Annotated in this window: 20 protein-coding genes; 17 read left to right on the top strand and 3 right to left on the bottom strand. The window is 38.0% G+C overall.

Translation table 11 applies throughout. The features are described 5' to 3' along the window. Window positions 1-71: 71 nt before the first annotated feature. Window positions 72-3,626 (top strand): hypothetical protein, encoded by a 3,555-nt coding sequence (locus AC27G3_RS02600; protein ID WP_487118497.1) that lies wholly within the window; start codon window positions 72-74, stop codon window positions 3,624-3,626. A gap of 45 nt (window positions 3,627-3,671) precedes the next feature. After that, a complete protein-coding gene (locus AC27G3_RS02595) occupies window positions 3,672-3,884 on the top strand; it encodes a DUF1289 domain-containing protein (protein WP_487118495.1) in 213 nt (70 codons plus the stop codon). 38 nt (window positions 3,885-3,922) lie between these two features. On the opposite strand, the gene queG is transcribed toward AC27G3_RS02595, so the two are convergent. Beyond that, a complete protein-coding gene (gene queG / locus AC27G3_RS02590; RefSeq protein WP_487118688.1) occupies window positions 3,923-5,074 on the bottom strand; it encodes a tRNA epoxyqueuosine(34) reductase QueG in 1,152 nt (383 codons plus the stop codon). Between the two features lie 339 nt (window positions 5,075-5,413). On the opposite strand from queG, the gene tsaE reads away from it, so the two are divergent. The 10 genes from tsaE (at window position 5,414) to AC27G3_RS02540 (ending at window position 15,786) form a co-directional block, all read left to right on the top strand. Continuing rightward, window positions 5,414-5,899, top strand: a complete 486-nt coding sequence (gene tsaE / locus AC27G3_RS02585; protein WP_487118493.1) for a tRNA (adenosine(37)-N6)-threonylcarbamoyltransferase complex ATPase subunit type 1 TsaE — start codon at window positions 5,414-5,416, stop codon at window positions 5,897-5,899. A 21-nt stretch (window positions 5,900-5,920) separates the two neighbouring features. After that, window positions 5,921-7,243 carry an N-acetylmuramoyl-L-alanine amidase gene (locus AC27G3_RS02580; RefSeq protein ID WP_487118492.1) on the top strand — a complete coding sequence of 441 codons (1,323 nt, stop codon included), beginning with the start codon at window positions 5,921-5,923 and terminating at the stop codon, window positions 7,241-7,243. A 22-nt stretch (window positions 7,244-7,265) separates the two neighbouring features. Beyond that, window positions 7,266-9,167: a DNA mismatch repair endonuclease MutL gene (mutL, locus tag AC27G3_RS02575; RefSeq protein WP_487118490.1), complete on the top strand. Its 1,902-nt coding sequence runs from the start codon at window positions 7,266-7,268 to the stop codon at window positions 9,165-9,167. A 7-nt stretch (window positions 9,168-9,174) separates the two neighbouring features. Beyond that, a complete protein-coding gene (gene miaA / locus AC27G3_RS02570) occupies window positions 9,175-10,140 on the top strand; it encodes a tRNA (adenosine(37)-N6)-dimethylallyltransferase MiaA (RefSeq protein WP_487118488.1) in 966 nt (321 codons plus the stop codon). Between the two features lie 132 nt (window positions 10,141-10,272). Further along, window positions 10,273-10,527 (top strand): RNA chaperone Hfq, encoded by a 255-nt coding sequence (hfq, locus tag AC27G3_RS02565; protein WP_487118486.1) that lies wholly within the window; start codon window positions 10,273-10,275, stop codon window positions 10,525-10,527. Window positions 10,528-10,588: 61 nt separating this feature from the next. Next, window positions 10,589-11,875 carry a ribosome rescue GTPase HflX gene (gene hflX / locus AC27G3_RS02560; RefSeq protein WP_487118485.1) on the top strand — a complete coding sequence of 429 codons (1,287 nt, stop codon included), beginning with the start codon at window positions 10,589-10,591 and terminating at the stop codon, window positions 11,873-11,875. A 135-nt stretch (window positions 11,876-12,010) separates the two neighbouring features. Beyond that, window positions 12,011-13,162 (top strand): FtsH protease activity modulator HflK, encoded by a 1,152-nt coding sequence (gene hflK / locus AC27G3_RS02555; RefSeq protein ID WP_487118483.1) that lies wholly within the window; start codon window positions 12,011-12,013, stop codon window positions 13,160-13,162. A 3-nt stretch (window positions 13,163-13,165) separates the two neighbouring features. Further along, entirely contained in the window at window positions 13,166-14,050 is an 885-nt protein-coding gene (gene hflC, locus AC27G3_RS02550; protein ID WP_487118482.1) for a protease modulator HflC, read from the top strand. A gap of 74 nt (window positions 14,051-14,124) precedes the next feature. After that, window positions 14,125-14,307 (top strand): DUF2065 domain-containing protein, encoded by a 183-nt coding sequence (locus AC27G3_RS02545; protein WP_487118481.1) that lies wholly within the window; start codon window positions 14,125-14,127, stop codon window positions 14,305-14,307. Window positions 14,308-14,487: 180 nt separating this feature from the next. Continuing rightward, window positions 14,488-15,786, top strand: coding sequence for an adenylosuccinate synthase (locus tag AC27G3_RS02540; protein ID WP_487118479.1), 1,299 nt, complete (start codon window positions 14,488-14,490; stop codon window positions 15,784-15,786). A gap of 137 nt (window positions 15,787-15,923) precedes the next feature. Here the strand turns inward: AC27G3_RS02540 and AC27G3_RS02535 are convergent, their stop codons facing one another. Then, complete coding sequence (locus AC27G3_RS02535) at window positions 15,924-16,592, bottom strand: DUF6624 domain-containing protein (RefSeq protein ID WP_487118477.1); 669 nt, start codon at window positions 16,590-16,592, stop codon at window positions 15,924-15,926. Between the two features lie 573 nt (window positions 16,593-17,165). Between AC27G3_RS02535 and AC27G3_RS02530 the strand changes: the two genes are divergently transcribed. Then, on the top strand, window positions 17,166-18,407 hold the full coding sequence (locus tag AC27G3_RS02530; RefSeq protein ID WP_487118476.1) for a malic enzyme-like NAD(P)-binding protein: 1,242 nt from the start codon (window positions 17,166-17,168) through the stop codon (window positions 18,405-18,407). A 96-nt stretch (window positions 18,408-18,503) separates the two neighbouring features. On the opposite strand, the gene metJ is transcribed toward AC27G3_RS02530, so the two are convergent. Next, window positions 18,504-18,842 carry a met regulon transcriptional regulator MetJ gene (gene metJ / locus AC27G3_RS02525; protein ID WP_487118475.1) on the bottom strand — a complete coding sequence of 113 codons (339 nt, stop codon included), beginning with the start codon at window positions 18,840-18,842 and terminating at the stop codon, window positions 18,504-18,506. 206 nt (window positions 18,843-19,048) lie between these two features. Between metJ and metB the strand changes: the two genes are divergently transcribed. The 4 genes from metB (at window position 19,049) to AC27G3_RS02505 (ending at window position 25,472) form a co-directional block, all read left to right on the top strand. Continuing rightward, on the top strand, window positions 19,049-20,212 hold the full coding sequence (gene metB, locus AC27G3_RS02520; protein ID WP_487118474.1) for a cystathionine gamma-synthase: 1,164 nt from the start codon (window positions 19,049-19,051) through the stop codon (window positions 20,210-20,212). Window positions 20,213-20,285: 73 nt separating this feature from the next. Then, window positions 20,286-22,772, top strand: a complete 2,487-nt coding sequence (gene metL, locus AC27G3_RS02515) for a bifunctional aspartate kinase/homoserine dehydrogenase II (RefSeq protein WP_487118472.1) — start codon at window positions 20,286-20,288, stop codon at window positions 22,770-22,772. Between the two features lie 149 nt (window positions 22,773-22,921). Next, a complete protein-coding gene (locus AC27G3_RS02510) occupies window positions 22,922-24,328 on the top strand; it encodes a hypothetical protein (protein ID WP_487118470.1) in 1,407 nt (468 codons plus the stop codon). Between the two features lie 25 nt (window positions 24,329-24,353). Continuing rightward, complete coding sequence (locus AC27G3_RS02505) at window positions 24,354-25,472, top strand: acetyltransferase domain-containing protein (RefSeq protein ID WP_487118468.1); 1,119 nt, start codon at window positions 24,354-24,356, stop codon at window positions 25,470-25,472. Window positions 25,473-25,568 lie beyond the last annotated feature (96 nt).

The following is a 25,568-nucleotide window of genomic DNA, read 5'->3' as shown; positions in this document are numbered from 1 at the left end:
TCACTAACACAGGGAAATAACAACTTTGCTTGATTTGTTATGAAAGCAAAGTTACTAGTAAGTAGCTATTCATGAGTCATTCTTCTTTACAATCAGTTAGCCGCCAAATAAATACTCTCCTTGTTGGGTTAGTATGTATTTTTGTATTTTTTATTTTATTTATATTAAATGCTTATCAATTTCATCGCAGCCAAATCGAATCGCACAATGCAGTTGAGGCAGTACAGTTAAAACAGCAGATAAAATATCAAACGACACTTATTCAAACACGTGCACTGCTTAATAAAATAGTTAAAGATTCAAGCGCAGGTGATATAAAGCAAGACAATCAACAGTTGATCAAGCAGTGGCAATTACTTAATGGCATGCTGCAAAATAAATCACCACTATTTACTGCTTGGTTAATTGAGAATAAAAACAATCAAACATTAACAAATAGAACTGCTCAAAGCAGTCAGCACAATCATCAATTGTTGCGTTTAGGTTTAGCACAATGTAAAGCAATAATAGCGACATTAGAAGAAAACATTATAAATGTAAGTCGCCAGCGCCAACAGCTCTACCAATTAATTATGCAGGGGACGACGAATGACTCTGTCACGATAACCCGAGCAAAAACGCATACCAAATCTTCTTTAATGTTAGATAATTTGTTTGCTATAAAGCAGTCGTTTGAAAAACTTGCGTTAGACTTTAGCGCATTAACAACTAAAACTTCTCTTGATTACTTTGAAAAAATTAATATCCAAGCCGACCAAACATTTTCACTTTTTAATGCCTTAAGTGATAACAATAATGCACTTTTATTAAACCGAGAACTAAGTGAACAGGTAAAAAGCTTACACTTACTCTTGTTTACAGAACAAAGAGCAATAGCAAAGTGGCGTGGTCATTTACGCTTGATTAGTGATTACCGTAATGTTTTTATTCGCCAGTTAAATGCACTAAACGATCTGATAATTGATGAAGATTTGACTAAACTAAGCTTTGTAGTCGATCAGGTAACCGAATCAACAAATTACCTTAATTTACTCAACCAGCATATTTTTAAAGGAGAAAATCAACCAGGATTTTGGGGAGCTATTATTGGCTTTTTATTGTTGTTTTTCTGGTGTGTCACTCGAATAAGTAAAAAAATTAACGCGCAAGAACTCAACGCGCAAGAACACAATAATTTGGAGCTAAAAGCATTTGATGATTTACCTTTGATCAGTACAGATAGTAAGAGTTTAACCACTGAAATAGCAAATATTTCAGACAGTAAAACGGGTGACATTAATCCGTTAATTGAACAGGAATATCAGCAACAAATTTGTGCATTTTCCCAGTTAAATCGTATTGCCTATTGGCAACTACCTTTGCGAGGTTTATCACCAGCGCTGATACAAGTATTTGATTCGTTTGAAGTAGTAGATAAAAAATACAGCTGGCGAGCGTATTTTACTCAAGGTAGTTGTCGTGAATTATTAGCAGCAGCGCGCTTGGTCAAAAGTCAGGGACTCATGCAGCAATTAAACGTTGAGTTAGTAACAAAACAAACGGTCACTGTATATATTAACTATGAAGAAACACTTTGGTACGGGACTGTCGCTGATGCCAAACAACATAATAAACTTAAAAGAAATATTCAAGATCTTGAATTTGAATTAATTGAACAAAATAAAGCGAGTCAAAAAGCGGAATACGAGCGAAATAATTCATTAAACGACATGATTATTCAAACCATGTTGCAAAGTCAAAATACGTTAATCACCACGCAAGTTTCCCAATCATCGGTGCAAGTATATCGTCAACTAACACGTATGTTAGATTGGATAAGGCAGCAACAAGTGATCGCTCAATTACAACTTAGTGCCAAAACGCTGAGTTTAAATGATGTGTCATTGATTGATGAAATTCATGCGGCCATCATAAATGCAAAATGTGAAGCTCAATTTCAACAAAATCAAATATTGCTGCGTTGCGATCCACAATTAATTTCGAAAGCAAAACTCGATGCTCGACTTTTTCAACGACTTATTTTAGCTGCATGCCGTTTATCATTACACGGGCAACAAAATGGCAAACTACTGTTTTCAATGGACGTTATTGATAAAAATGCAGGGCAACAAGTCATTAAAGTGTCAATAGCGGTTAATACATCTAAACCTTTAGCGGCCTTGCCTGAATATCTTGCTTTAATAGTGACCGAAAGTGAAGATACTAAAGCGTTAATAAAAAATGTGGATATTATTGAGTATTTTAAAACGCTATTGCAGAGCCAACATGGCAGTAATTTAAATTGCCAATTAATCGAACAAGGTTACCTTGTGTCGTTTGAGTTACCTTTAGCGATTGTGGATAAAGCAATTTATACACAACCAGCGGTTGATTTTAAAAAAGCCAATATAGCGTTAATTACTCAAGAGCAAGATGTTAATGATGTACTTCAAGGTTATATTAACAGTGCAGATGGCATATTACAGACGTCGACTTCAGTTGCTACATTTATCGAACATTGCACACCAGAGAAGCTTAAGTCTGCGCCCTTAAAGCTTGTGATACTGGCTAGTGATTGTTTGGCTGATAATATTGAAAACTTAACGAATTTTATTGACTCACTTGCTTTGCCAATTAAGCCAAAGCTGATGGTTATGCAAAAAAGTTATCAGGTGCCCCTTGATGAGCAAGGTTTATACAGCCATGGCGACTACCCTTTATCTCAAGAAGATTTTTTAACTCGTGTTGCTAGCTTATTGGCAACTAATGACAATAGTAATTTATTATTAAATGCCGAGCAGTGCTTACCTTATCAATTTTCCTCAACACAGATTGAAGTATTACTCGCGGTAACGTCTCCACAAAACCATCAACTCTTATTGCGAGTTTTACATTGGTTAGGGTTACAAGTGCGTGTTGTCTCTCAAGTTCAAGCTATGAAAAAACATTGGCAAACTGGGCGTTATTTAGTGTTAATTAATGAATTTGACCAAGCACCAACGGCTATTGCATCAATTGAAAATGCCACCCCAAGAGGCTTTTTTAGCTTGTCAGAGCACATGCAACTAAGCTCGGGTCAACAACCTTCTCAAAGACTACCATCACCACTTAACTTAGCCGAGTTAACTAAAGTATTATCTCCTTGGTTGATTCCTTTAGTGAATAAAGATCTTACTATTGATAATCATATTCAATTGTCTTCTAAGCCACCAGTTGCTGCCAACGCAGATAAAAAAATCATTGATCCAAAGGTTAAAATTGAAGGCGCAGAAGAGCATGAAAAGCAGGTGACCGATGTAGGTAAGGTTAAGCAGACAACGCAAGCCAGCTTCGATATGGAACAATATATTAAGCACCAAGGAACATCTGAGTTAGCTATATTTATGTTAGACGAATACCTTGAAAGCAACGATGAAAGCTTCGATGGGCTATCTGCTGCAATAAAAGAAAAAGATAACGCTGCTGCTTTACATGCTTTAAAAGAGCTGACACAAAACGCTAATATTCTTGCTGCAAACAATTTACTAACGCTTTGTCATCAAATTAAACTTGAGATTGTTAATGAAGATATAGATAAAATCAAAGCGCTTTTAATGGGAATAAAAAGGGAGCTTTGTGCGATAGAAAAGTATGCCAATTCGCTTTAAGTGACTTGGTGTATGACGGTTCAACACGCCCTAAGGAGAGTATTTGTGAGCGATGAAGAAATAAAAAGCAACACACAAACTATTCCCTCGCCATGTGTGCGAAATTGTTGTTTAAACAAGGAAGATATTTGTGTTGGTTGTTTTCGACATATAGATGAAATTATTGGTTGGCAAGAACGCACCCTAACAGAAAAGCAATTAATACAAAAAAACTGCCAACAAAGACGCCAGAAAAATAGTGGTCGCTGCGATAATTAACCGGAAATCGATGTATTTTCATCCCTCTAGTTTGATAGCTATGCATCCCTTGGTAAGCCTTTCTCCACTGAACGAATAAGTCGCGCGGTTAAACGTTGATTAACTTCTGTGTGTGTTTGTTTTTCATCTTGTTTAATGGCTTGTTGCTCTAGTGCCCATTGAATATGCTCTGCCACCATAGGTTCAGCAGTTGAGAGTTTATCTGTTAAGGCCAGTGTAATTTGTTCATCAAAATTAGCATTGCCTAAAGCAACGGCCAGATTTCGTTGCCAAGACTGGTAACCAATACGTCTAATAGGAGAGCCGGCTGTTTTTGTTAAAAACTCATCCTCTTGCCAAGCAAATAACTCCAGTAAAGAAGCTTTATCTAAATTTTGTCTTGGTTGAAAATCTTCCTCTACGCTAAGTTTTGCGTATTTATTCCAAGGACAAATTAGTTGGCAGTCGTCACAACCATAAATGCGATTGCCCATTAATGGTCTGAATTCAACCGGAATAGCCTCTTTTAATTCTATGGTTAAATAAGAAATGCAACGACGAGCGTCGACAACATAAGGTTCTACAATAGCGTTAGTGGGACAAATTTTAATACAGGCGACACAAGTTCCGCAATCATTGCTTGGTTTTTCATCGCAAGGCAGTGGAATGTCAACGAGCAGTTCACCGAGAAAAAACCAAGATCCTGCTTCTTTATTAATAACTAAACTGTGCTTGCCAACCCAACCTAAACCGGCTTTCTCAGCAAGTGGACGTTCAAGAATAGGCGCGGAATCAACAAAGGGTCTGAAATTTAATGTAGCACAATGGGCTTTAATTTTATGACCAAGTTGTTGCAGCTTTTTACGCATCATTTTGTGGTAATCTCGCCCAAGCGCATAACGACTAACATAGGCTTGATCTTTATTTTTAAGCGTCTTAGCAAATGCAGCATCCGTAGGTAAATAATTCATACGTACACTGATGGCGCGAATAGTGCCACTTTCAAGCTCGGCGGGTCTAGCACGCATTAAGCCATGTCTTGCCATGTAATCCATATTGCCGTGATAATTATTTTCTAACCATTTAAGAAAAGCGGGTTCATGACTTGTTAAATCAACATCACAAATACCTACCTGATCAAAACCAAGCGCTTGCCCCCACACTTTAATGTTTTCGGCGAGTGCTTGGTAATCAATCTCTTGCTCGTTAATTTTGCTATTGTTAGGCGTCTGGTTAGGTAAATTGTCAGTCATAAATCATCTTCGAGTTATTCAGTCACGAATACTATTGGCGGTAAGAAAAGCGGTGCCGCTAAAAAACAATATAAGTTTATCATAGCTAAGCCGTGGAGCGACATAAGTTCCATAGAATAGTGAAGATGCAAGACCTTACATAGGTAGTGCTCTGTTTATCGGTATTTATTCATGGCGTAGCAACTGGTAGAATTAGTGAAAATAATGTGAAGGTCTAATTTTTAAGTGGCTTATTAAGCAATATTTTTGAAAAAATGAGCACACGATAATTTTAGATGGCATACCAATGTGAGTACCATGAAACAACTTGACTATTTTTTAGCTGATGAACAAGCCACAATTGAAATTGGTAGCCAATTAGCCAATGTTATACAAACCACTATTAAACAAGGGGTAATAGTTTATTTAAATGGTGATTTAGGCGCTGGAAAAACCACATTAACACGAGGTTTTGTTCGTGGTATGGGGCACGTTGGCAATGTAAAAAGCCCAACTTACACTTTAGTTGAACCTTATGAGCTTGGCGATTGGAATGTTTATCATTTTGATTTATATCGATTAAGTGATCCCGAAGAGCTGGAGTACATGGGTATTCGTGACTACTTTGCCGAAAATTGCTGTTGCTTTGTTGAGTGGCCGGAAAAAGGGGTTGGGGTTTTGGCGCAAGCCGACTTAGTGATTAATATTGCTTATACTGGCGAACAACGTAGTATAAGCTTGTTAGCTAGTTCTGAAAAAGGCACTCGTTTACTTACAGCATTAAAAGAAATACACACGGGATAATATTCAATGTACAGCGGCCTGATGATTAAACATATTTTTCGACAAACTTCAGCAGCATTGTTGTTGCTTGTCTGTATTTGTTCTTCCGCATTGGCTGCGAACCGTATTGATGGTATTCGTGTTTGGCCTGCACCTGAAAATACTCGTATTGTATTTGATCTGCAAAGTGAACCAGATTATAAATATTTTACTTTGTCGAATCCTGAGCGCTTAGTGATTGATTTTAAAAACAGTAACAATAGAGTTAAGTTAGCTGATTTAGCAAAAAATGACCCGCGAATAAAGCGGATCAGAACCAGTCACTCAAAAGTAAAAGGCACTACTCGTCTTGTTTTAGAATTGGCTGAAAGCTTTCAACTGTCAGTGTTTCCCCTCGCTCCTGCGGGGCGATATAGTAACAGGCTTGTTGTCGATTTATATGACAAGAATAAAAAATCGAAAGTCGCAAAAAGTACTCAACCGTCGCAGACTAAAAGAGATGTTGTTGTAGCGATTGTGGCAGGTCATGGTGGTGAAGATCCTGGCTCTATTGGTTCAAGAGGCACTTATGAAAAGCGTATAACGTTAAAAATAGCCAAAGAGCTTGAAAAACTAATTAACGCTAAAAAAGGTATGAAAGCAGTAATGATTCGTACAGGCGATTATTACGTGAACCACAATAGGAAAACTCAATTAGCCCGCGAAGGTAAAGCCGACTTACTGATTTCAATTCATGCTGATGCGTTTACTTCTTCTCAGCCAAGTGGCGCCTCTGTTTTAGTTCAATCACCAAGACGAGCTAATTCAGAATTCGCACGCTGGATCGCTAACAGAGAAAAAGAGTCTGAGTTGTTAGGTGGTGCTGGCGAAACCATTAAAAAAACGAAAGATAAAAATTTGGCGATAACACTCGCTGATATGAAAAAAGAATACACTATGGGCAGCAGTTATGATTTCGCAAGTCATGTACTTGGCCAGTTAAAAAAAGTAACGAAACTACATAAGAAAAAGCCAGAAGGTCTTAGTTTAGCTGTACTGAAATCGTCAGATATACCTTCTGTGTTAATTGAAACTGGCTTTATTTCTAATCCCCAAGAAGAAAGAAAATTAAATGATCCTCGGCATCAACGCCGCTTAGCAAAAGCGATTTATAATGCGACTGACGATTACTTTACTATTAACCCACCTAAAGGCACATTACTGGCGGCTATCGGTTATAAAAAGCATCGAGTGTCTAGTGGCGAGTCTTTGTCGGTATTAGCACAGCGTTATAAAGTCTCTGTGGCGACTATCAAGTCAGCCAATAATTTAAAATCAAACACTGTAAGAATTGGTCAAACGCTAAAAATTCCTCGCGAAGGCTAACTCTCCCCATAGAATACAACTTATGAGCATTGAAATACTCCCCGCACGTTTAGCTAACCAAATTGCCGCAGGCGAAGTGGTTGAAAGACCTGCCTCTGTTATTAAAGAGTTAGTAGAGAATTCTCTAGATGCAGGCGCAACCAAAATACACATCGAAGTTCAAAAAGGCGGCACAAAAAAACTGCGGATATCTGATAATGGCTCAGGAGTGGCCAAAGAAGAATTAAGTCTTGCTCTTAGCCGCCATGCTACTAGTAAAATTAAAGATTTACGTGACTTAGAAGCCATCAGTAGTTTAGGTTTTAGAGGAGAAGCACTTGCTTCAATAAGTTCAGTGTCACGATTAACGCTAACTTCAAAACCGGCTGAGCAAGAAACTGCATGGCAAGCTAATGCTGCAGGGCGTGATATGGAAGTGGTTATTCAACCTGCCGCTCATCCTAATGGCACTACTATTGAAGTGAAAGATTTATTTTTCAATACTCCTGCACGTCGAAAGTTTCTCAGAACAGATAAAACAGAGTTCACCCATATCGATGAAGTGGTAAGGCGAATTGCGCTAGCAAGATTCGATGTCACATTTACTTTAACGCATAACGGTAAAACCATTCGGCAATATCGTGCAGCTAAAGATAAATCACAGTATGCCAAACGCGTTGCTATGGTTTGCGGTAAAAATTTTATTGACCACGCTATAGAAGTGGATTGTCATCACGATAATTTACATTTATGGGGGTGGTTAGCTAAACCTAGCTTCTACCGTAGTCAAAACGATTTATGTTATAGCTATGTCAATGGGCGAATGATGCGAGATAAGCTTATTAATCATGCTATTCGTCAGTCGTATGCTGAACACCTAGTCGGTGATAATCATCCCGCTTTTGTTTTATTTTTAACGCTCGATTATCGCGAAGTCGATGTTAATGTCCATCCGGCAAAACACGAAGTTCGCTTTCACCAAGCGCGCTTTATTCATGATTTTATTTTTTCTGTATGTAATAACGCGCTGCAAGAATCACTAGAATTAGGTTTAGGTCATGAAAATATCGAATATGGTGAAGGTGGCGAGCAATTTACGGGAGAAGGGGCTGCGCCTAATGGAGCGTTAACAAAGCAATCTGCGGGGACGTCCAGTTTTGAAGTGTCGGATGCACATAAAGTTAGCCAACAATATGCTTATCAGCAACGCGATGATTATGTTACCCCTTTAAAGGCAGTTAAAGAAAGCGTACCACAAAGTTACAATAGTCCAATTCAGCCATCAAGGCAGGCGTCAAATGCTTATCAGCAGTTAATGACGACGATAGAGGGCAATACCGAAAAGCAAGATGTGGTGATGACATCTACTGACGTTGGCAATGCTTCATATCAATTACTGCAAATTGTTGACGATATATATGGCGTAATTTTATTAGCGAATGAATTACGTTTATTATCGATTGTTAATTTTGCACAGGAAGTAAATTTTATTGAGCTGCAACAACGATGGCAACAAGGGCTTGTTAGTCAGCCGTTATTATTACCTGTTAGTTTAACTTTAACTCAACCCCAATTGAGTTTTGTCGAAAAGCACCTAGCAGACTTTGAACATGCGGGTATTGTTATTGTGGTTAAATCGAGTAATAAAATTCAGATTCGTCAATTTCCTGCTCGCCTTAGAGATAAAAATATTTCGGCAAGTTTTGATAGTATTCTCAGCTTTTTATTGGCAATAGTTACACAAGAGAAGTTAACACAAACCCATTGGTGTCGGGCATTTTCCAGTATTATTGGTGCTGAAAAATATAACCTTGAAATGGCACAAGGGATGGTCGATAAAGGGAAAAAGCTAATTAATGAAAAAATAGACGGTCAGTTACGCTTGAATTCCGTGTTAATAGACCTCACATCTTCAATAAGTCAGTTAGGATCAGCCAATAAATAATTTTACTATGTCATTGTCATCAGCAAACAAGTTGAAGCAACCACCGGTTATTTGTTTAATGGGACCTACTGCGTCAGGAAAAACAGCACTTGCTATGGAACTTTGTGATGTTTTGCCTTGCGATATTATTAGTGTAGATTCAGCGTTGATTTATCGAGATATGGATATTGGCACCGCTAAACCAACGGCTGAAGAATTAGCACAATACCCGCATCGATTAATTAATATTAGAGATGCGAGTCAAAGCTACTCTGCTGCTGATTTTTGTCATGATGCACTTGCTGAAATTGAACAAATACGCAGTAACAATCGCATACCTTTGTTGGTTGGCGGCACCATGATGTATTTTAAAAGCTTGATTGAGGGCATATCACCTTTACCAGAAGCAAATCAAGCGATACGAGCCGACATTGAAAAAGAAGCCGAAGATAAAGGTTGGCAACATATGCATGAACTATTACAACAATGTGATAGCGAATCGGCATTAAGAATACACCCGAATGATCCACAACGATTAACGCGAGCGTTAGAAGTGTTTCGTTTAACGGGAAAGAGTTTAACACAGTTAACTCAAATCAAAGGTGCAAAGCTTGAAGGCGATGTATTACAATTTGCTATTACACCTAGTGATCGCAAAACGTTGCACGAACGTATAGAATTACGTTTTCAGCTAATGATAGAGCAAAACTTTAAGGACGAGGTGATTAAATTAAAAGAGCGTAATGATTTACACGAAAATTTACCATCAATACGTTGCGTTGGTTATCGTCAAATGTGGCAACACCTTAATGGTGAGATAGATTTTGATGAAATGATTTTTCGTGGAGTGTGTGCCACAAGACAGCTTGCGAAGAGACAATTAACCTGGCTAAGAAATTGGCCTGAGTTACAATGGTTAACAATGGAAGATGTAACAAATTGTCAACAAGTAATATCTCAAATAAGCAATATTGAAACATTGATGTATAATTAGTTTCAATTATTGAGTAAGTTGCTATATTTACTCAAGAATAGTTTTTAAACTTTAATGAACCGTTCTATACTCGTAAAGATATGAGTATTTATTTTACAGTTCTTTATTAACAATAATAAAAGGGGCCATACAATGGCAAAAGGACAATCTTTACAAGACCCATTTTTGAATGCTTTACGTCGTGATCGCATTCCTGTTGCAATTTATTTAGTTAACGGTATTAAACTCCAAGGACAAGTAGAATCTTTTGATCAGTTTGTGATTTTACTCAAGAATACGGTCAGTCAAATGGTTTATAAACACGCTATTTCTACTGTGGTACCTGCTCGAGCTGTAAACACAGCGGTACCTGCTACCCAAGGTGAAGATGAATCACCAGAATCTTAAATTCATCATAGTAAATTATAGGTTTGTATGAAAAGAATAAGTATGGTTTGGAGTTGTACATTTGTTTGATCGTTATCAGGCGGGTGAGCAAGCGGTACTTGTTCATGTAGATTTTCCCGACGAGAGTTCACGGGAAGATCTAGCTGAATTTAAAATGCTCGTATCGTCTGCGGGGGTTGAGTCTCTAGCTGTGGCTACGGCTAAACGCCAAACACCGCACCCCAAGTATTTTGTTGGCAGTGGTAAAGCGAGTGAAATCGCTGAAATGGTTAAGCTCTATGGAGCTAATGTCATTTTATTTAACCACAGTTTATCTCCCTCACAAGAAAAACATATTGAAGCTTTGTGCGAATGCCGAGTGGTAGATCGTACAACGCTAATTCTTGATATTTTTGCTCAACGCGCACGAACGCATGAAGGTAAAATGCAAGTCGAGTTAGCACAGCTTAAACATTTAAGTAGTCGTTTGATCCGTGGTTGGACGCATTTAGAAAGGCAAAAAGGTGGGATTGGTTTAAGAGGCCCAGGTGAAACCCAACTTGAAACCGATAGACGATTATTGCGAGAACGTATTACTAATATCCTCAAACGATTAGAAAAAGTTGAACGTCAAAGACAACAAGGTAGACGCTCTAGAACTCGCGCTGAAATTCCAACTGTTTCTCTTGTAGGCTATACCAATGCGGGTAAATCAACGTTATTTAACCGTATTACACAGGCCGATGTTTATGTGGCGGATCAGTTGTTTGCGACCTTAGATCCCACGTTACGTAAAATTGAAATAGAAGGGGTAGGCCGAGCAATACTCGCCGATACAGTGGGGTTTATCCGTCATTTGCCTCATGATTTGGTTGCAGCCTTTAAAGCAACATTAACGGAAACTCGCGAAGCAGAAATCTTATTACACGTGGTTGATATTTCTGATGAACGTCGCAGCGAAAACATAGAACAAGTGCAAGATGTTTTAAATGAGATTGAAGCTGGCGATGTACCACAATTATTAGTGTGTAATAAAATAGATAACTTACACGATCTTGCCCCTAGAATTGATCGCGATGAAACAGGCTTACCCATTAGAGTATGGTTGTCAGCCCAAGCAAATGTAGGTATAGAACTATTATTTGATGCTTTAGCCGAGCGCTTAGGGCGAGAGATTATTCAACACCAATTAAAAATTCCACCTAGTGCCGGTAAGTTACGTGGGGCGTTATACCAGTTAAATTGTATTAGCCAAGAGCAGTATGACGAACAAGGTAATTGTTTACTCAATGTAGAAATGCCAATGCGAGAGTGGAATCGGCTACTAAAACAAGATAAAGAGCAGTTAGAAGGCTTTATTGAAAGTTAACCGCCTGATATATTAGCCTACCTTTATGGCTTATATTCGCGTTTTTAACTATTTGAATAGAAAAATTAGTGAACTATAAAAATTTAGATTTTAATTTTATGACCTTATACAAGGTCTAGCAAAGCGGAGAGTATCATGGCTTGGAACGAACCGGGGAATAACGATAAAGACCCCTGGAAAAACAAAGGTGGTAAAAACCAAGGTCCACCTGACCTAGACGAATTATTAAAAGATTTAGGTCAAAAAGTAAGTGGTATTTTTGGTGGTAAATCATCAGGTGGTGGTGCTAATTCAGGCGGCAGTTTTTCAAACTTAGGTTTAGGTTTGATCTTGGTTGTAGCTTTAGTTGGCTATGCTTTCAGTGGTTTCTACACCATTAAAGAAGCTGAAAAAGGTATCGTACTTCGCTTTGGTGAATATGCTGGTACTGTTGATCCGGGCTTAAGTTGGAAGTGGACTTTTATTGATAAGATTATTCCTATTGATATGCAAAGTACTCGCGATTTACCGGCTTCAGGTTTTATGCTTACCCAAGATGAGAATGTCGTACGCGTTGAAATGCAAATTCAATATCGTGTTGTTAACGCGCGTGATTACAGGTTTAGTGTCACTGATGCAGACGACAGTTTAAGTCAATCGCTAGATAGTGCCCTGCGTTTTGTTGTCGGTCACTCTAAGATGGATGATATCTTAACAAGTGGTCGTGAAAACGTGCGTCAAGCCGTATGGACCGAGTTAGAAAAAATTATTGAGCCTTATAATTTAGGTTTATTAATTGTGGATGTTAACTTTAAAGACGCGCGCCCACCAAATGAAGTAAAAGATGCATTTGATGATGCGATTTCTGCACAAGAAGATGAAGTACGTTTTCGTCGTGAAGCAGAAGCTTACGCTCGTGGTATAGAGCCTCGTGCTCGTGGTCGTGCTAAACGTATGGAACAAGAAGCATTAGCCTATAAATCACAAACGGTTTTAGATGCTGAAGGTTCTGTCGCTAGATTCAATAAAATATTACCAGAATATATTGCGGCACCAGAAGTTACGCGCCAACGTATGTACATTTCTACTATGGAAAAAGTATACAGTACAACGTCTAAAGTGATGGTGGATGTTGATGGTGGTAATAACATGATGTATTTACCATTAGATAAAATTATTCAACAACAAAACAACACTTCTGCTAACGTGAGAACTGAATCAACAGCGCCTCAACCTACCAGAACCGTGAATAGTACAGTGTCATCTTCATCAAGTCGTAATGACAGATATGACCGTGGGAGAGACTAAACAATGAAAAATTTAATTGGTATTATTATAGCCGCACTATTTTTATTATCTGTTTCTGCGGTTTTCGTTATTAATGAAGGCGAACGAGGCATTGTATTTAAATTCTCAAAAATCAAACGTGACTCAGCAGGTGAAATGGTCATTTTTGAACCGGGCTTACATTTTAAGTTTCCATTTTTTGAGTCAGTTAAAAAAATTGATGCTCGAATTCAAACATTAGATGAAGAGCCTGATCGTTTTGTTACTTCTGAAAAGAAAGATTTGATCGTAGATTCATTTGTTAAGTGGAAGATTGTTGATTTCTCTCGTTATTATCTACGTACATCTGGCTCCATAGATGTTGCTAGAGCTTTATTAAAGCAAAAAGTTAATAATGGCTTGCGTACTGAGTTTGGTAACCGAACCATTAAAGAAATTGTTTCAGGCGATCGTACCGGTATTATGGTTGAAGCGTTAAAAAGCGCAGAAAGTAGCCGTGAAGACTTAGGTATTGATGTTATCGACGTGCGTATTAAAGCGATAAACTTACCAACAGAGGTAAGTAACTCAATTTATGATCGTATGCGTGCTGAGCGTACAGCTGTTGCGAAAGAACATAGATCACAAGGTCAAGAGCAAGCTGAAATTATCCGTGCGACAATTGATGCAAAAGTAACAGTAATGTTAGCGACAGCAAAGAAAAATTCACTTGAAGTGCGTGGTGAAGGTGATGCATTAGCAGCTAAAGTTTATGCCGATGCATATAAGCAAGATGCCGAATTTTATAGCTTTTACCGTAGTTTAGAAGCATATGAAAACAGCTTTAATAGTAAAAACGATATTATGGTTGTTAAACCTGATAGTGACTTCTTTCAGTTTTTAAAAGAAGGCGCTAACCCTAAAAAATAGATTAATTTAGTTGTTACTATTTATAAAGGTCATGGCATAACTGCTATGACCTTTTTATTTGTCAGGAGAAAAGTATGGAACATGTGTTAATCGCGTTAGGAATTTTTCTTATTATTGAAGGGATTGCTCCTGCGCTTTTCCCTAATAAATGGCGGGCTTATCTACATAAATTAACGGAACAACCCATTGTAACTATCCGAACCATGGGTACTGTAGCAGTGTTGGCAGGCGTTCTATTAGTATATGCATTTTATTAACTCATCTACAGCTAACTCGAGCCGAGCTAAATTCAAATGTAATTTGAGTTTAGCTAAAGTCGCTAAGTTATTGTTCATAAGAGGAATTAATTTATAGCTGCAAACTTGTACATTTATTACTTGGACTCGGTTTTTATTTTTGATAAGATCCCCGCCTAATTTTTTATCGAAATTGAAAACATGGGCAAAAACGTCGTAGTTCTAGGCACCCAATGGGGTGACGAAGGTAAGGGTAAGATTGTTGACTTACTCACAGATAAAGCTAAGTACGTAGTACGTTATCAAGGAGGCCACAATGCGGGTCATACTTTGGTAATTGACGGTGAAAAAACCGTACTTCATTTAATTCCATCAGGTGTATTGCGTGACAACGTAAAATGTTTAATAGGTAATGGCGTAGTTTTATGCCCGAAAGCCTTGATGACAGAAATTGCCATGCTTGAAGCTAAAGGTGTTCCAGTACGTGAACGCTTACTTATTAGCGATGCTTGTCCACTTATTCTTCCTTATCATAATGCGTTAGATGCTGCCCGTGAAATTGCGCGTGGTAACAAGGCAATTGGTACAACTGGCCGTGGTATTGGTCCTGCATATGAAGATAAAGTTGCTCGTCGTGGTTTACGCGTCGGTGATTTAGTTTGTGCTGATTCTTTTGCTGTAAAACTAAAAGAAATTGTTGAATACCACAACTTCTCTTTAGAGCATTACTACAAAGTTGAACCTGTTTGTTACGAAACAGTATTGGCCGATGCATTAGCCGTTCGTGAAGTGATATTAAATATGGTTGCGGATATCTCAGAGATACTTGATCAAGGTCGTAAAGATGGCGAATCAATTATGTTTGAAGGTGCACAAGGCACTTTACTCGATATCGACCATGGTACATACCCTTATGTAACTTCTTCTAATACTACCGCTGGTGGTGTTGCTACAGGTTGTGGTGTTGGCCCTCGTCACCTTGATTACATTTTAGGAATTACTAAGGCTTACACGACTCGTGTTGGTTCAGGTCCATTCCCAACTGAATTGGATGATGAAATTGGTAACCATTTAGGAACAGTAGGTCATGAGTTTGGCGCAACTACTGGTCGTGAACGCCGTTGTGGTTGGTTTGATGCGGTAGCTATGCATCGCGCTATTCAAGTCAACAGCATTACTGGTTTTTGTTTAACTAAACTTGATGTCCTAGATGGCTTAAGCACATTAAAAATTTGTACAGGCTATAAAACAGAAGCTGGCGATATTATTACTGTACCGCCAACAGCAGCTGAAGGTTATGAAAAAATAACACCTGTATACGAAGAAATGCCTGGATGGAGCGAATCAACAGTAGGTGCAACATCAGTTGATGCATTACCTGCTAATGCCATTGCTTATATTAAGCGTATTGAAGCGCTTACCGGTGTACCTGTTGATATTATCTCTACAGGTCCAGATCGCAATGAAACTATTGTATTGGTTAACCCTTTTAGCGAATAAGCGATAAGCTCATGCGCTACTAAAAAGCCAGCCAGTTTATAACTGTCTGGCTTTTTTTATGCTTAACTTTTGTTCTGTAAAACAAACCCCATTAAGTGCGCTCTCACGCAGAAAATTTCTGACATTGCTATAAAGTATCATTTTAAGTGATACATTTTTTCCAATAAAGATTGATAAGCACTTAAAGAAATCATTCCCATTTCTGCTCGGCGCTTATCAACATACTTTTCATCTTCGATATTATTGAAAATCACTTCTTTATTAACGATAGCAAGTTGAGTTCCGTATCGTTGTTTTTTTCCTTGTTTAATTAACACCTTGTCAGTAAATACAGCAAGTTGTTGTCCAGTTAAATTGCCTTGTTTGAACTGCTCCTTAAATGTTGGTAAAAGTTGCTTTTTAAGTGCTAAAGGCGCTTTTTCAGCAAGTAAGAAAGCAGCAGATGCAGCCTTAACTCCTACCTTTTGGGGGGTAGGCCAGCCAATTTGGTTAATAATGTCTTGTAGTTGTTCATTGTGAATATTGTCAGTTCTTTGAACTTGATCAATTAACTGCTGAGGAATTTTATGACCTTGATAAGGTAGTAATTTTTGGCGATATTGTTGTGCGGTTTCATTCATCTTAAGCAGTTGCTGACTAATAGACTCGTTATGGAAAGAGTTTGTTTGGATTGAACTCTCTGTGCTTTTAGTACTAACGTTTGCGGGATTATATGCGAAAGCATGCGGCGCTATAAAAAATAAACTCATTAAGGCGACAGGCGCAGTAATTAACTTGCAGGCTCTTTTTGATTTAAGAAAAAACATAAACCCTCTAAAAAAACTAACGATTGAGATTAACTTACTATGTTAATAAGCTTATTGATTAAAGACAATAAGCAACACAAGCTAATGCATATTTATTAATACAGCTGTTTATAAAAGGCAAGCTAAGTTTGTCCGACCAACACATTACCACACGATTATAGCAAGATAATTAAATTACCCGCTTGGGAGAATCTCTTTCACTAACACTAAAAAGGTTAAGAAATTAGATGAAATGATTTAACTAAGTAGCGATTGGTTAGTAAAAGTAGTTAACGCCTTATTGTGAATAAATTGAGCTATTGATGATTTGTTCAATTTACGAGTGATTTTTCTATATTTATCTCAGTAGTAATAGTGAATATTTAGCTAAATTATATGATTATCTTTAAGTTTAAGGTTAGATTTAATATAGCTTGTAGCGATTCATTATATGAAAATAGACTTGAATTGCTTGAGCGCTATGAAATAGTATATAAATAGCAAACTCAGAAAATAAAAATCAAGGTGGCAAATAACGATCACCAAGTGGGTTGCATAACAAATTTATTAAACATTACGCACTAGGAAACCATCATGACAGATTTTCGCCAACAGGCACTCGATTACCACGCTTCTCCCACTCCAGGAAAAATAAGTGTTGCGCTGACAACCGCTGCAGAAACCAGTGAAGATTTATCACTAGCTTATAGTCCTGGTGTTGCTGAGCCTGTACGAGAAATTGCTGCTAACCCTGACGATGTTTATAAATATACCGCTAAGGGTAATACCGTGGCTGTTATTACCAACGGTACCGCTATTTTAGGTTTAGGCAATCTTGGTCCAATGGCATCTAAGCCTGTAATGGAAGGTAAGTCATTATTATTTAAACGTTTTGCTAATATAGACTCATTTGATATTGAAGTAAAACATAAAACAGTAGAAGAGTTTGTAAATACTGTAGCGAATATTGCAGACAGTTTTGGTGGCATTAACTTAGAAGATATTAAAGCGCCAGAATGTTTTGCCATAGAAAAAGCGTTGATTGAGCGTTGTAAAATCCCAGTATTTCATGATGATCAACACGGTACTGCGATTGTTACCGCAGCAGGCATGATGAATGCGCTAGATATTCAGGGCAAAGACATCAGCCAAGCTAATATTGTTTGTTTAGGTGCTGGAGCAGCAGCTATCGCTTGTATGGAGTTATTAATTAAGTGTGGCGCACAGCGTGAAAAAATCTATATGCTAGATACAAAAGGCATTGTTCATACCCGTCGTTCAGACTTAAACGAATACAAAACACTATTTGCAAACAATACCGATAAACGCACGTTAGAAGACGCTATCAGTGGTGCAGATGTGTTTGTTGGAGTATCAGGTCCTAACTTATTAACAGAAGAACATGTAAATATGATGGCAGAACGTCCTATTATATTTGCTTGTTCAAATCCAGATCCTGAAATTAAGCCTGAGTTGGCTCAAGCGGCTCGTGACGATGTGATTATTGCTACAGGTCGCAGTGATTATCCTAACCAAGTTAATAATGTTTTATGTTTCCCATTTATATTTAGAGGGGCGCTAGATGTACGAGCGCGTACTATAAACGATGAAATGAAAGTTGCGGCCGTACACGCAATACGTGAATTAGCAAAAGAAAGTGTCCCTGAAAGTGTATTAATCGCTAGTGGTGATAAATCGTTAAGCTTTGGTAAAGATTATATTATTCCAAAACCGATGGATCCTCGTTTGTGCGCTAAAGTGGCGAGAGCAGTAGCACAAGCTGCTATTGACTCGGGTGTTGCTGCACTACCCATGCCGAAAAATTATATGCAATAAACGAAAACGTGGCATATAAAAAGGGCTGAGAGTATTAACTTTCAGCCCTTTTTTATTCAATCAACGTTATAGCGAATATGGAATTAGCTGCTAGCTTTATCCGTCATCTTCGTCATCAGATTCATAAGCGCTAAAGTCTGTAATACCTTTAGCTTCTAATATTTTACGAACACTAGCTGGTAGTTTTTGGTCGTTATCTTTCGCTAAGTCTTCGTCATCCGGTAAAGGTTGCCCAGTAAAAGCATGTAAAAATGCCTCACACAACAATTCACTGTTAGTTGCATGACGTAAGTTATTAACTTGCCTTCTTGTTCGTTCATCGGTTAACACTTTTAATACGCGCAAAGGAATTGAAACAGTAATTTTTTTTACTTGTTCACTTTTTTTTCCATGTTCGGCATATGGATTTAAGTACTCATCATTCCACTCGGCCATAAATTTACCTCTACACTTATAATTGTTATCGCACTTATTGCGTTCTAATCCGATTTTACTAGTTGCTGCGCGCGAGTCAATAAGGAATGTGTAGAAGTTTAGAAGTCTAAAAGTTCTTGACCCTTCAAGTTAAAACGTTTAGAGTTTTAGACGTCCAAACATCTAAATGTATATGTATTTAATGTTAACCTTTAATGGAGAATAAAATGACCACTAAAAAAATTGCTACAACCGCCGTTAGAGCTGGCATTAACAGCGATGAACATCATGGTGCTGTGGTTGCACCTATCCACTTATCTAGCACATATTCATTAAAAGGTTTTAATGAAAAACGTCAATTTGACTATTCTCGAACAGGTAACCCAACCCGGTCAACTTTTGCAAAAGCCGTGGCTGAATTAGAGCAAGGTGCGCTTGGTATCGTAACAAGTACAGGCATGGCAGCTGTTCATCTTATTTGTCAGTTATTGAATGCTGATGATTTAATCGTCATTCCACATGATTGCTACGGCGGTAGCTTTCGACTGTTCACCCACTTAGCAAAGCGCGGCCAATTTAAATTAATCGTAGTTGATCAAAACGACGAAGCAGCATTAGTGAAAGCATTAGCTGAAAAACCTAAACTAGTTTTAGTAGAAACGCCAAGTAATCCATTAATTCGTTTAGTCGATATTGAAAAAGTAGCGAAACTAAGCCATGAAGTTGGGGCGTTAGTTGCTGTTGATAACACCTTTTTATCACCTGCACTGCAACAACCTTTATTATTAGGGGCTGATATTGTTTTTCATTCAACCACAAAATACATTAACGGGCACAGTGATGTGGTTGGCGGTGTGTTAGTTACCAAAGAACAAGAGCTGGGTGAAAAACTGGCATGGTGGGCGAACTGTATCGGTATTACTGGTTCAGCTTTTGATAGCTTTTTGGCGCTTCGTGGCTTAAAAACATTGCCTATTCGTATGAAACAACATCAAATAAATGCTAACGCGGTAGCCGAATTTTTAAATCAACATCCAGCCATTGAAAATGTTTATTACCCTGGCTTAAAAGATCACCCTGGACATGAATTGGCAAAACGCCAACAAAGTGACTTCGGCGCTATGATGAGTTTTGAGATCAAAGGTGGCGTTGAAGCGGTTAAAGCTCTCTTTGAACACTTAGAATTATTTACTTTAGCGCAATCTCTAGGTGGTGTTGAAAGTTTAATTAGCCACCCATCTACCATGACACATGCAGGTATGGAAATAGCGGATCAATTAGAAGCTGGTATCACCCAATCACTTATCCGCATATCAGTAGGGATTGAAGATATTGAAGATATACTTGCCGATCTTGATCATGGTTTACTTGCAAGCCAAAAAAATCAGTAAGTTAACGAGATAACTTTTACCAACGTAAAGTACGCTAGCAGTTATAAGCTAGCCTACATGAACAGAGAATAATATGAGCCAAACAAACAATGCAACGCAGCTTAGTGGTATTGAAAATCAACTGACTAAACATGCCATTCATGTTCACAAATTTGGTGGTAGTAGTTTAGCTAGCCATCAATGCATAGAACGAGTAGTTGATATCATTCGCACGCATTGTCAGCTAAATGATCTTATTGTTGTCTCTGCCAATGGTAAAACAACAGATAATTTATTTGCAGCTTTATCATTAGCTAAAGAAGAAGAGTGTCTTCAAGGTGACCGTCAGGCCTTATTAAAAGCCTTATCAGAACTACAAACGGAGCAACAAAATATTATTGAGCAATTGCTAACCTCAAAAGGTGCAGCATTATTAAAGCAATTGCTCCATGACGATATTATACAGCTAACGACTTGGTTAACTGACAGTCTTGATGATAATTATAATAATATTTTATCTTTTGGTGAGTTATGGTCAGCTAGATTGTTATCTGCGGTATTATCTGAGCGTGTTTGTCCGAGTATCGCAATAGATTCTCGCCAGTTTTTAGTGATTGATAATGAGCAAAACTGTAACGTTGAAAGTGACTTAAGTGCTAAACAACTTAAACAGAAATTAACTAATGGCAAGCTTGCTGTGATCACCGGTTATATCAGTAAAGATGTTAACGGTAAAACTTGCACTTTAGGACGCAACGGTAGTGATTATTCAGCTACGATTATGGCTTCTTTAGTTGGTGCACATAACGTAACTCTCTGGACTGATGTTGATGGTATTTACAGTGCCGACCCTCGTGTTGTTCCTTCTGCGAGAAAGTTACACCGCTTACCTAACGCGGTCGCAAAAGAGCTTGGGCGATTAGGTAATCCAGTACTACATGCTAAAACACTTAAACCTTTAGTTAATGTTGAAAGTAAATTTCATACGCACTTACATGTGGCAAGTAGTTTTGATGCTGATATTAGTGGCACTGAAATTGGTAAATTTGGTCAAATTGCCAAGCAAGGGCTTTCAGTTACTCATTTAAATGATTTATTGCTAGCTCACTCTGATAGTTTTAAAGGAGATCGTGGCACACAGGCCAGTGAGCAATTTAGTGCGATTTGCGCAGATAACAATCAAGGCTTTATTGTTATTCATCAAGATCAACAAAAGCAAGTGAGTCAATGGTTGGCATGTCACGACACTGAAGTTTCGTTTAAGCCTGTTTCTATTATTGCCACAGTCGGCCATAAAGTTTGCCAGCAAGGCGATATTAAAGCGCGCTTTAAACGAGCGTTAAAAAGCGCACAACCCTTGGAACTTGTTCACTCAGATAATGATCATAGCTTAATCGCAGTATTACCTGCTGTGTGTACAGGAGAGCTACTGAACAATGTGCATCATGATATGACAAAAGATGCACGACATATTGGTTTAGTCGTTGCTGGTTTAGGTAATATTGGTCAACGATTCTTAGAACTATTACCAGATCAGTTAACACGTATTCCTTCACTCGAAAATTTGCATTTAGTGGGCTTAGTTGGCTCGACAAAAGCTCTTATTAATACCGACGGTTTAGATGCTGCTAATGCACTTGCCATCTATAACGATAATGCGCAAACGTATACTCAAGAGCAGTTATTGTCGTGGTTAGCTAGCCACCCCTATGATGAGTTAATTGTTGTTGATATTACCCCTAGTGAAGATTTTAGTTTGCTCTATGGTGAGTTTTTCAAACAAGGTATTCATGTTATTGGCGCAAATAAATGGGCCGCTTCTGCACCCACTAAAGATTACCAAGCACTTCTTCAAGCAGCAGAAAAAAACAATAGCTTATGGTTAGGTAATACAACCGTCGGGGCAGGTTTACCTATTAATTACGCTATCGATGACTTATTGCAAAGTGGCGATAGCATTATCGAGATATCAGGTATATTCTCAGGCACATTATCATGGTTGTTTGAAACATATGATGGGCAACAACCGTTTTCTGCATTAATGCTTGATGCACTATCGCAAGGAATTACCGAACCCGACCCTCGTGAAGATTTATCAGGGCGTGACGTACAACGTAAATTACTCATCCTCGCTCGTATGGCTGGTTTTACTTTATCTTTAGACGATATTCGTTGTAATAACTTAGTGCCTGAAGGGCTACAAAACTTGTCTACGGCGGATTTTCTAAAACGCAGTAATGAACTTGATGAATTTTTTGCTGAACAATATGCCAAAGCACAAAGTAACCATTGTTGTATTCGTTACATTGCCCGTTTTATTGCTTCAACGGATGGTGACAACACCTTCAGCGCTGAAGTTGGTTTAGAGGTACTACCTAAAGACGATGCTTTTGCGAGTCTTTCACCATGTGATAATATTTTTCAAATTAAGAGCCAATGGTATCAAGATAATCCATTAATTATTCGTGGCCCTGGTGCGGGTAGAGATGTCACTGCCGGTGGGTTACACTCTGATTTAGTTAAAATTTGCCAACAAGTCTCTTCAAAGCACAATCAAGTTAAAATAAAAGGAATAAATTAAAGACTTACCTTTAAGCGACGTGATAGTTGAAGACGTACAATAAAAGATAGCTTGATTGATTAGACATATTATTAACGCTTGTTAATTGAGGCTTTTTTAATTAGCATGAAAGCTATCTTTGGGTGCAATAGGTTTTCATAAAATCATAAATGTCGAGCAAAGTAACTCACCAAACACATTTTACTCGCCAAGTTAGTTCGTTATTAGATCGAACGTTTGGTCGAAGTACCGTAAAGGATTCTGTACTTGATCAAGCTATTGAGTTTTTTCAAGAATGCCCTACCGTTGATGCGGAACTTGAACGATTAGCCAACGAAAAAGACTCGGGCAAGCAACGTAAATTGTTTGAACAACAGCTACGTACAGAAAAAAACGAACGCCATAGTTATTTACATGCCATATGTTTAGAAGTTATTGAACTGGCTGAATCAGATAATATTAATGAATGTCATCGAAAATCCGCCCAGTTACTGGGGACTATTGCCTTATTAAGCCCAACTGAAGGTAATAAGGTTGCGCTGACGAATGAAATAAACAAACCCTTGTATAAAGCGGTATTGTGTTTACGTTTATTAGACCGGTTATGTATGGATAATAAAATTGTAGACCCTTACATTAGCCCATTTTTAGCCAGTGTTACCTCCCAAAGATACAGTGAGTTTGCTCATGTTGATCCTGAGGGCTACCAAAGTTTCTTGCACCAAGTTAAAGTGCCTTTAGTGATGGCGGCTATTATTCAAGATATAGGTAATTTTCATCCTAGCGCTCAATTAATATTAACAGGGGAGTCTGGCTCGTTAGATCCCTTTCGTACTTTAGACATTGAAGATCGTAAAGAACTACTGCAAATAAATTATCGAGAGACCATCAAATATTTAGTCGATGGCATTGGCGCTAGTGCCTATGCTGGTAACTCCAAAGATGAACGTGATAAATTTAATAAAAGTGAACATGCAAAATTAGTTTTTATTAAACGATTGTTAAAAAGCAGTATTAACCCTAAAACTGGTAGTGGGAATTTACTAAAAGTACCACAAATCTACACGTCTATTATTCTTTCAACGAAAGCGAATTACAATTACAAGTTGTTACCGAAAGTATTTCAAGTGCTTAATCAAAATGCAGAGCGGGGAGGGTGCAGCCAAACGGTTGTTGATGCGCTTTATCAAATTATGGGTATGTTCCCTCAAGGCTTTGGTGTGACTTATATTCCATTAGACAGCGAAGGTGAGCAGCTTGAGTCGTATGAATACGCAATTGTTAATCAGCTTTATCCTGATAATCCTGAACATCCTGCTTGTCGTATTGCGACTAGACAATTAGGTTTTATTAGTTTTGGTCAAAATTATGTCGTAAAAAAAGAAGATAATCTTTATTTTACTGAAACGGCAAAAAAATTAGCGTCACTTTCAAAAGCACGATTAAATGAAATTCTTGAATTGTTAGCTTCTAATTATGAAGAGCGACAAAAACTTGATTTATTGCCACGCTGTTGGCATTCGCATGAATATTTCTCAGCGAAAGATAATCAAAAACTATGGAATAAAACGAGTTAGCAATTTTTTAAATTAAGGAATAATAATGGGTAAATCTACTCGAATAGCATCGCTTGATTGGATGAGAGGCTTTGCTATGCTTATTATGGTGCTTGATCATGTCTCTATGGTTTATAACGCAAATCATATAGCAGCTGATTCTGCAGCAACCTATAAAGTTGGTAGCGCCTTACCTGCGTTAGAATTTATTACTCGTTGGATCAGCCATATTTGTGCACCTGTTTTTGTTTTTCTTGCCGGAACTGCATTGGCTATTAGTGTTGAGCGCAAACTCTCAAGAGGTGTTGAAAGTAAAGGCGTTGATAAAGATATTCTGCTTCGCGGAGCTTTTATCGCTTTACTTGATCCAACCATCACTTCATTTTTCTCTGGCAGATTAACTTTTCAAGTACTTTACGCTATTGGGGTTGCCATGATGTGTATGGCCTTTTTTAGACGCTTGTCGAGCAGTCAGTTATTGATTATCGCTTTTGCTTGGATACTGGGTGGCGAGTTAGTTACCGCCCAATTTTGGTTTGCCCATGGACAAGAGCAGTCGATGTGGGTAGCGCTTTTTGTTGGTAAGTATTTCACTCATAATTTAAGTATTTCTTACCCGTTTATTCCTTGGTTAGCTATTATGATTGTCGGTTGGGTTTTTGGACGCTACATTCTCGATTATGGTGATGGAAAAGTAAAAGTTTCACCGGCCAATTTACTGTTTACCTTAGGTACAACAGCACTGTTAGCATATGTGGCTATTCGTTATTTTAATGGCTACGGCAATATGTTTTTATACCGTGATGATTTTAGCTGGCAGCAATGGCTTCATGTCAGTAAATATCCACCTGCAGCGAGTTATGTACTTTTGGAGTTGGGTTTAATGTCGATAATTTTAGCGACCATGATGAAGGCTGAAAAAGTCATAGGTGTTCGCAATAATGGCGTATTATTAGTGTTTGGGCAAACCTCGATGATGTTCTATTTAGTGCATCGCATATTATTAACAGGCTCGGATACATATGGTGGTTTAAGCGATTTTGCAGATTTGAAAACCACGTATATTATCACGGGTGTATTATTGGTTTTACTGTATCCATTTTGTTTGTGGTATCGCGGTGTTAAAGCAAGGCACCCAAATTCGGTTTGGATTAAATATTTATAAGTCTAAGAGGACTCACTTAAAGTTCACTTATGAGTCTAATCAAAAAATGCGCTACAAATATTTTTGTCGCGCATTTTTAATCGAAGTTAATTGCTT

It is taken from the genome of Colwellia sp. SU-HH01217 (genome assembly GCF_057543495.1).
This window is presented reverse-complemented; position numbering and strand designations above follow the sequence as displayed.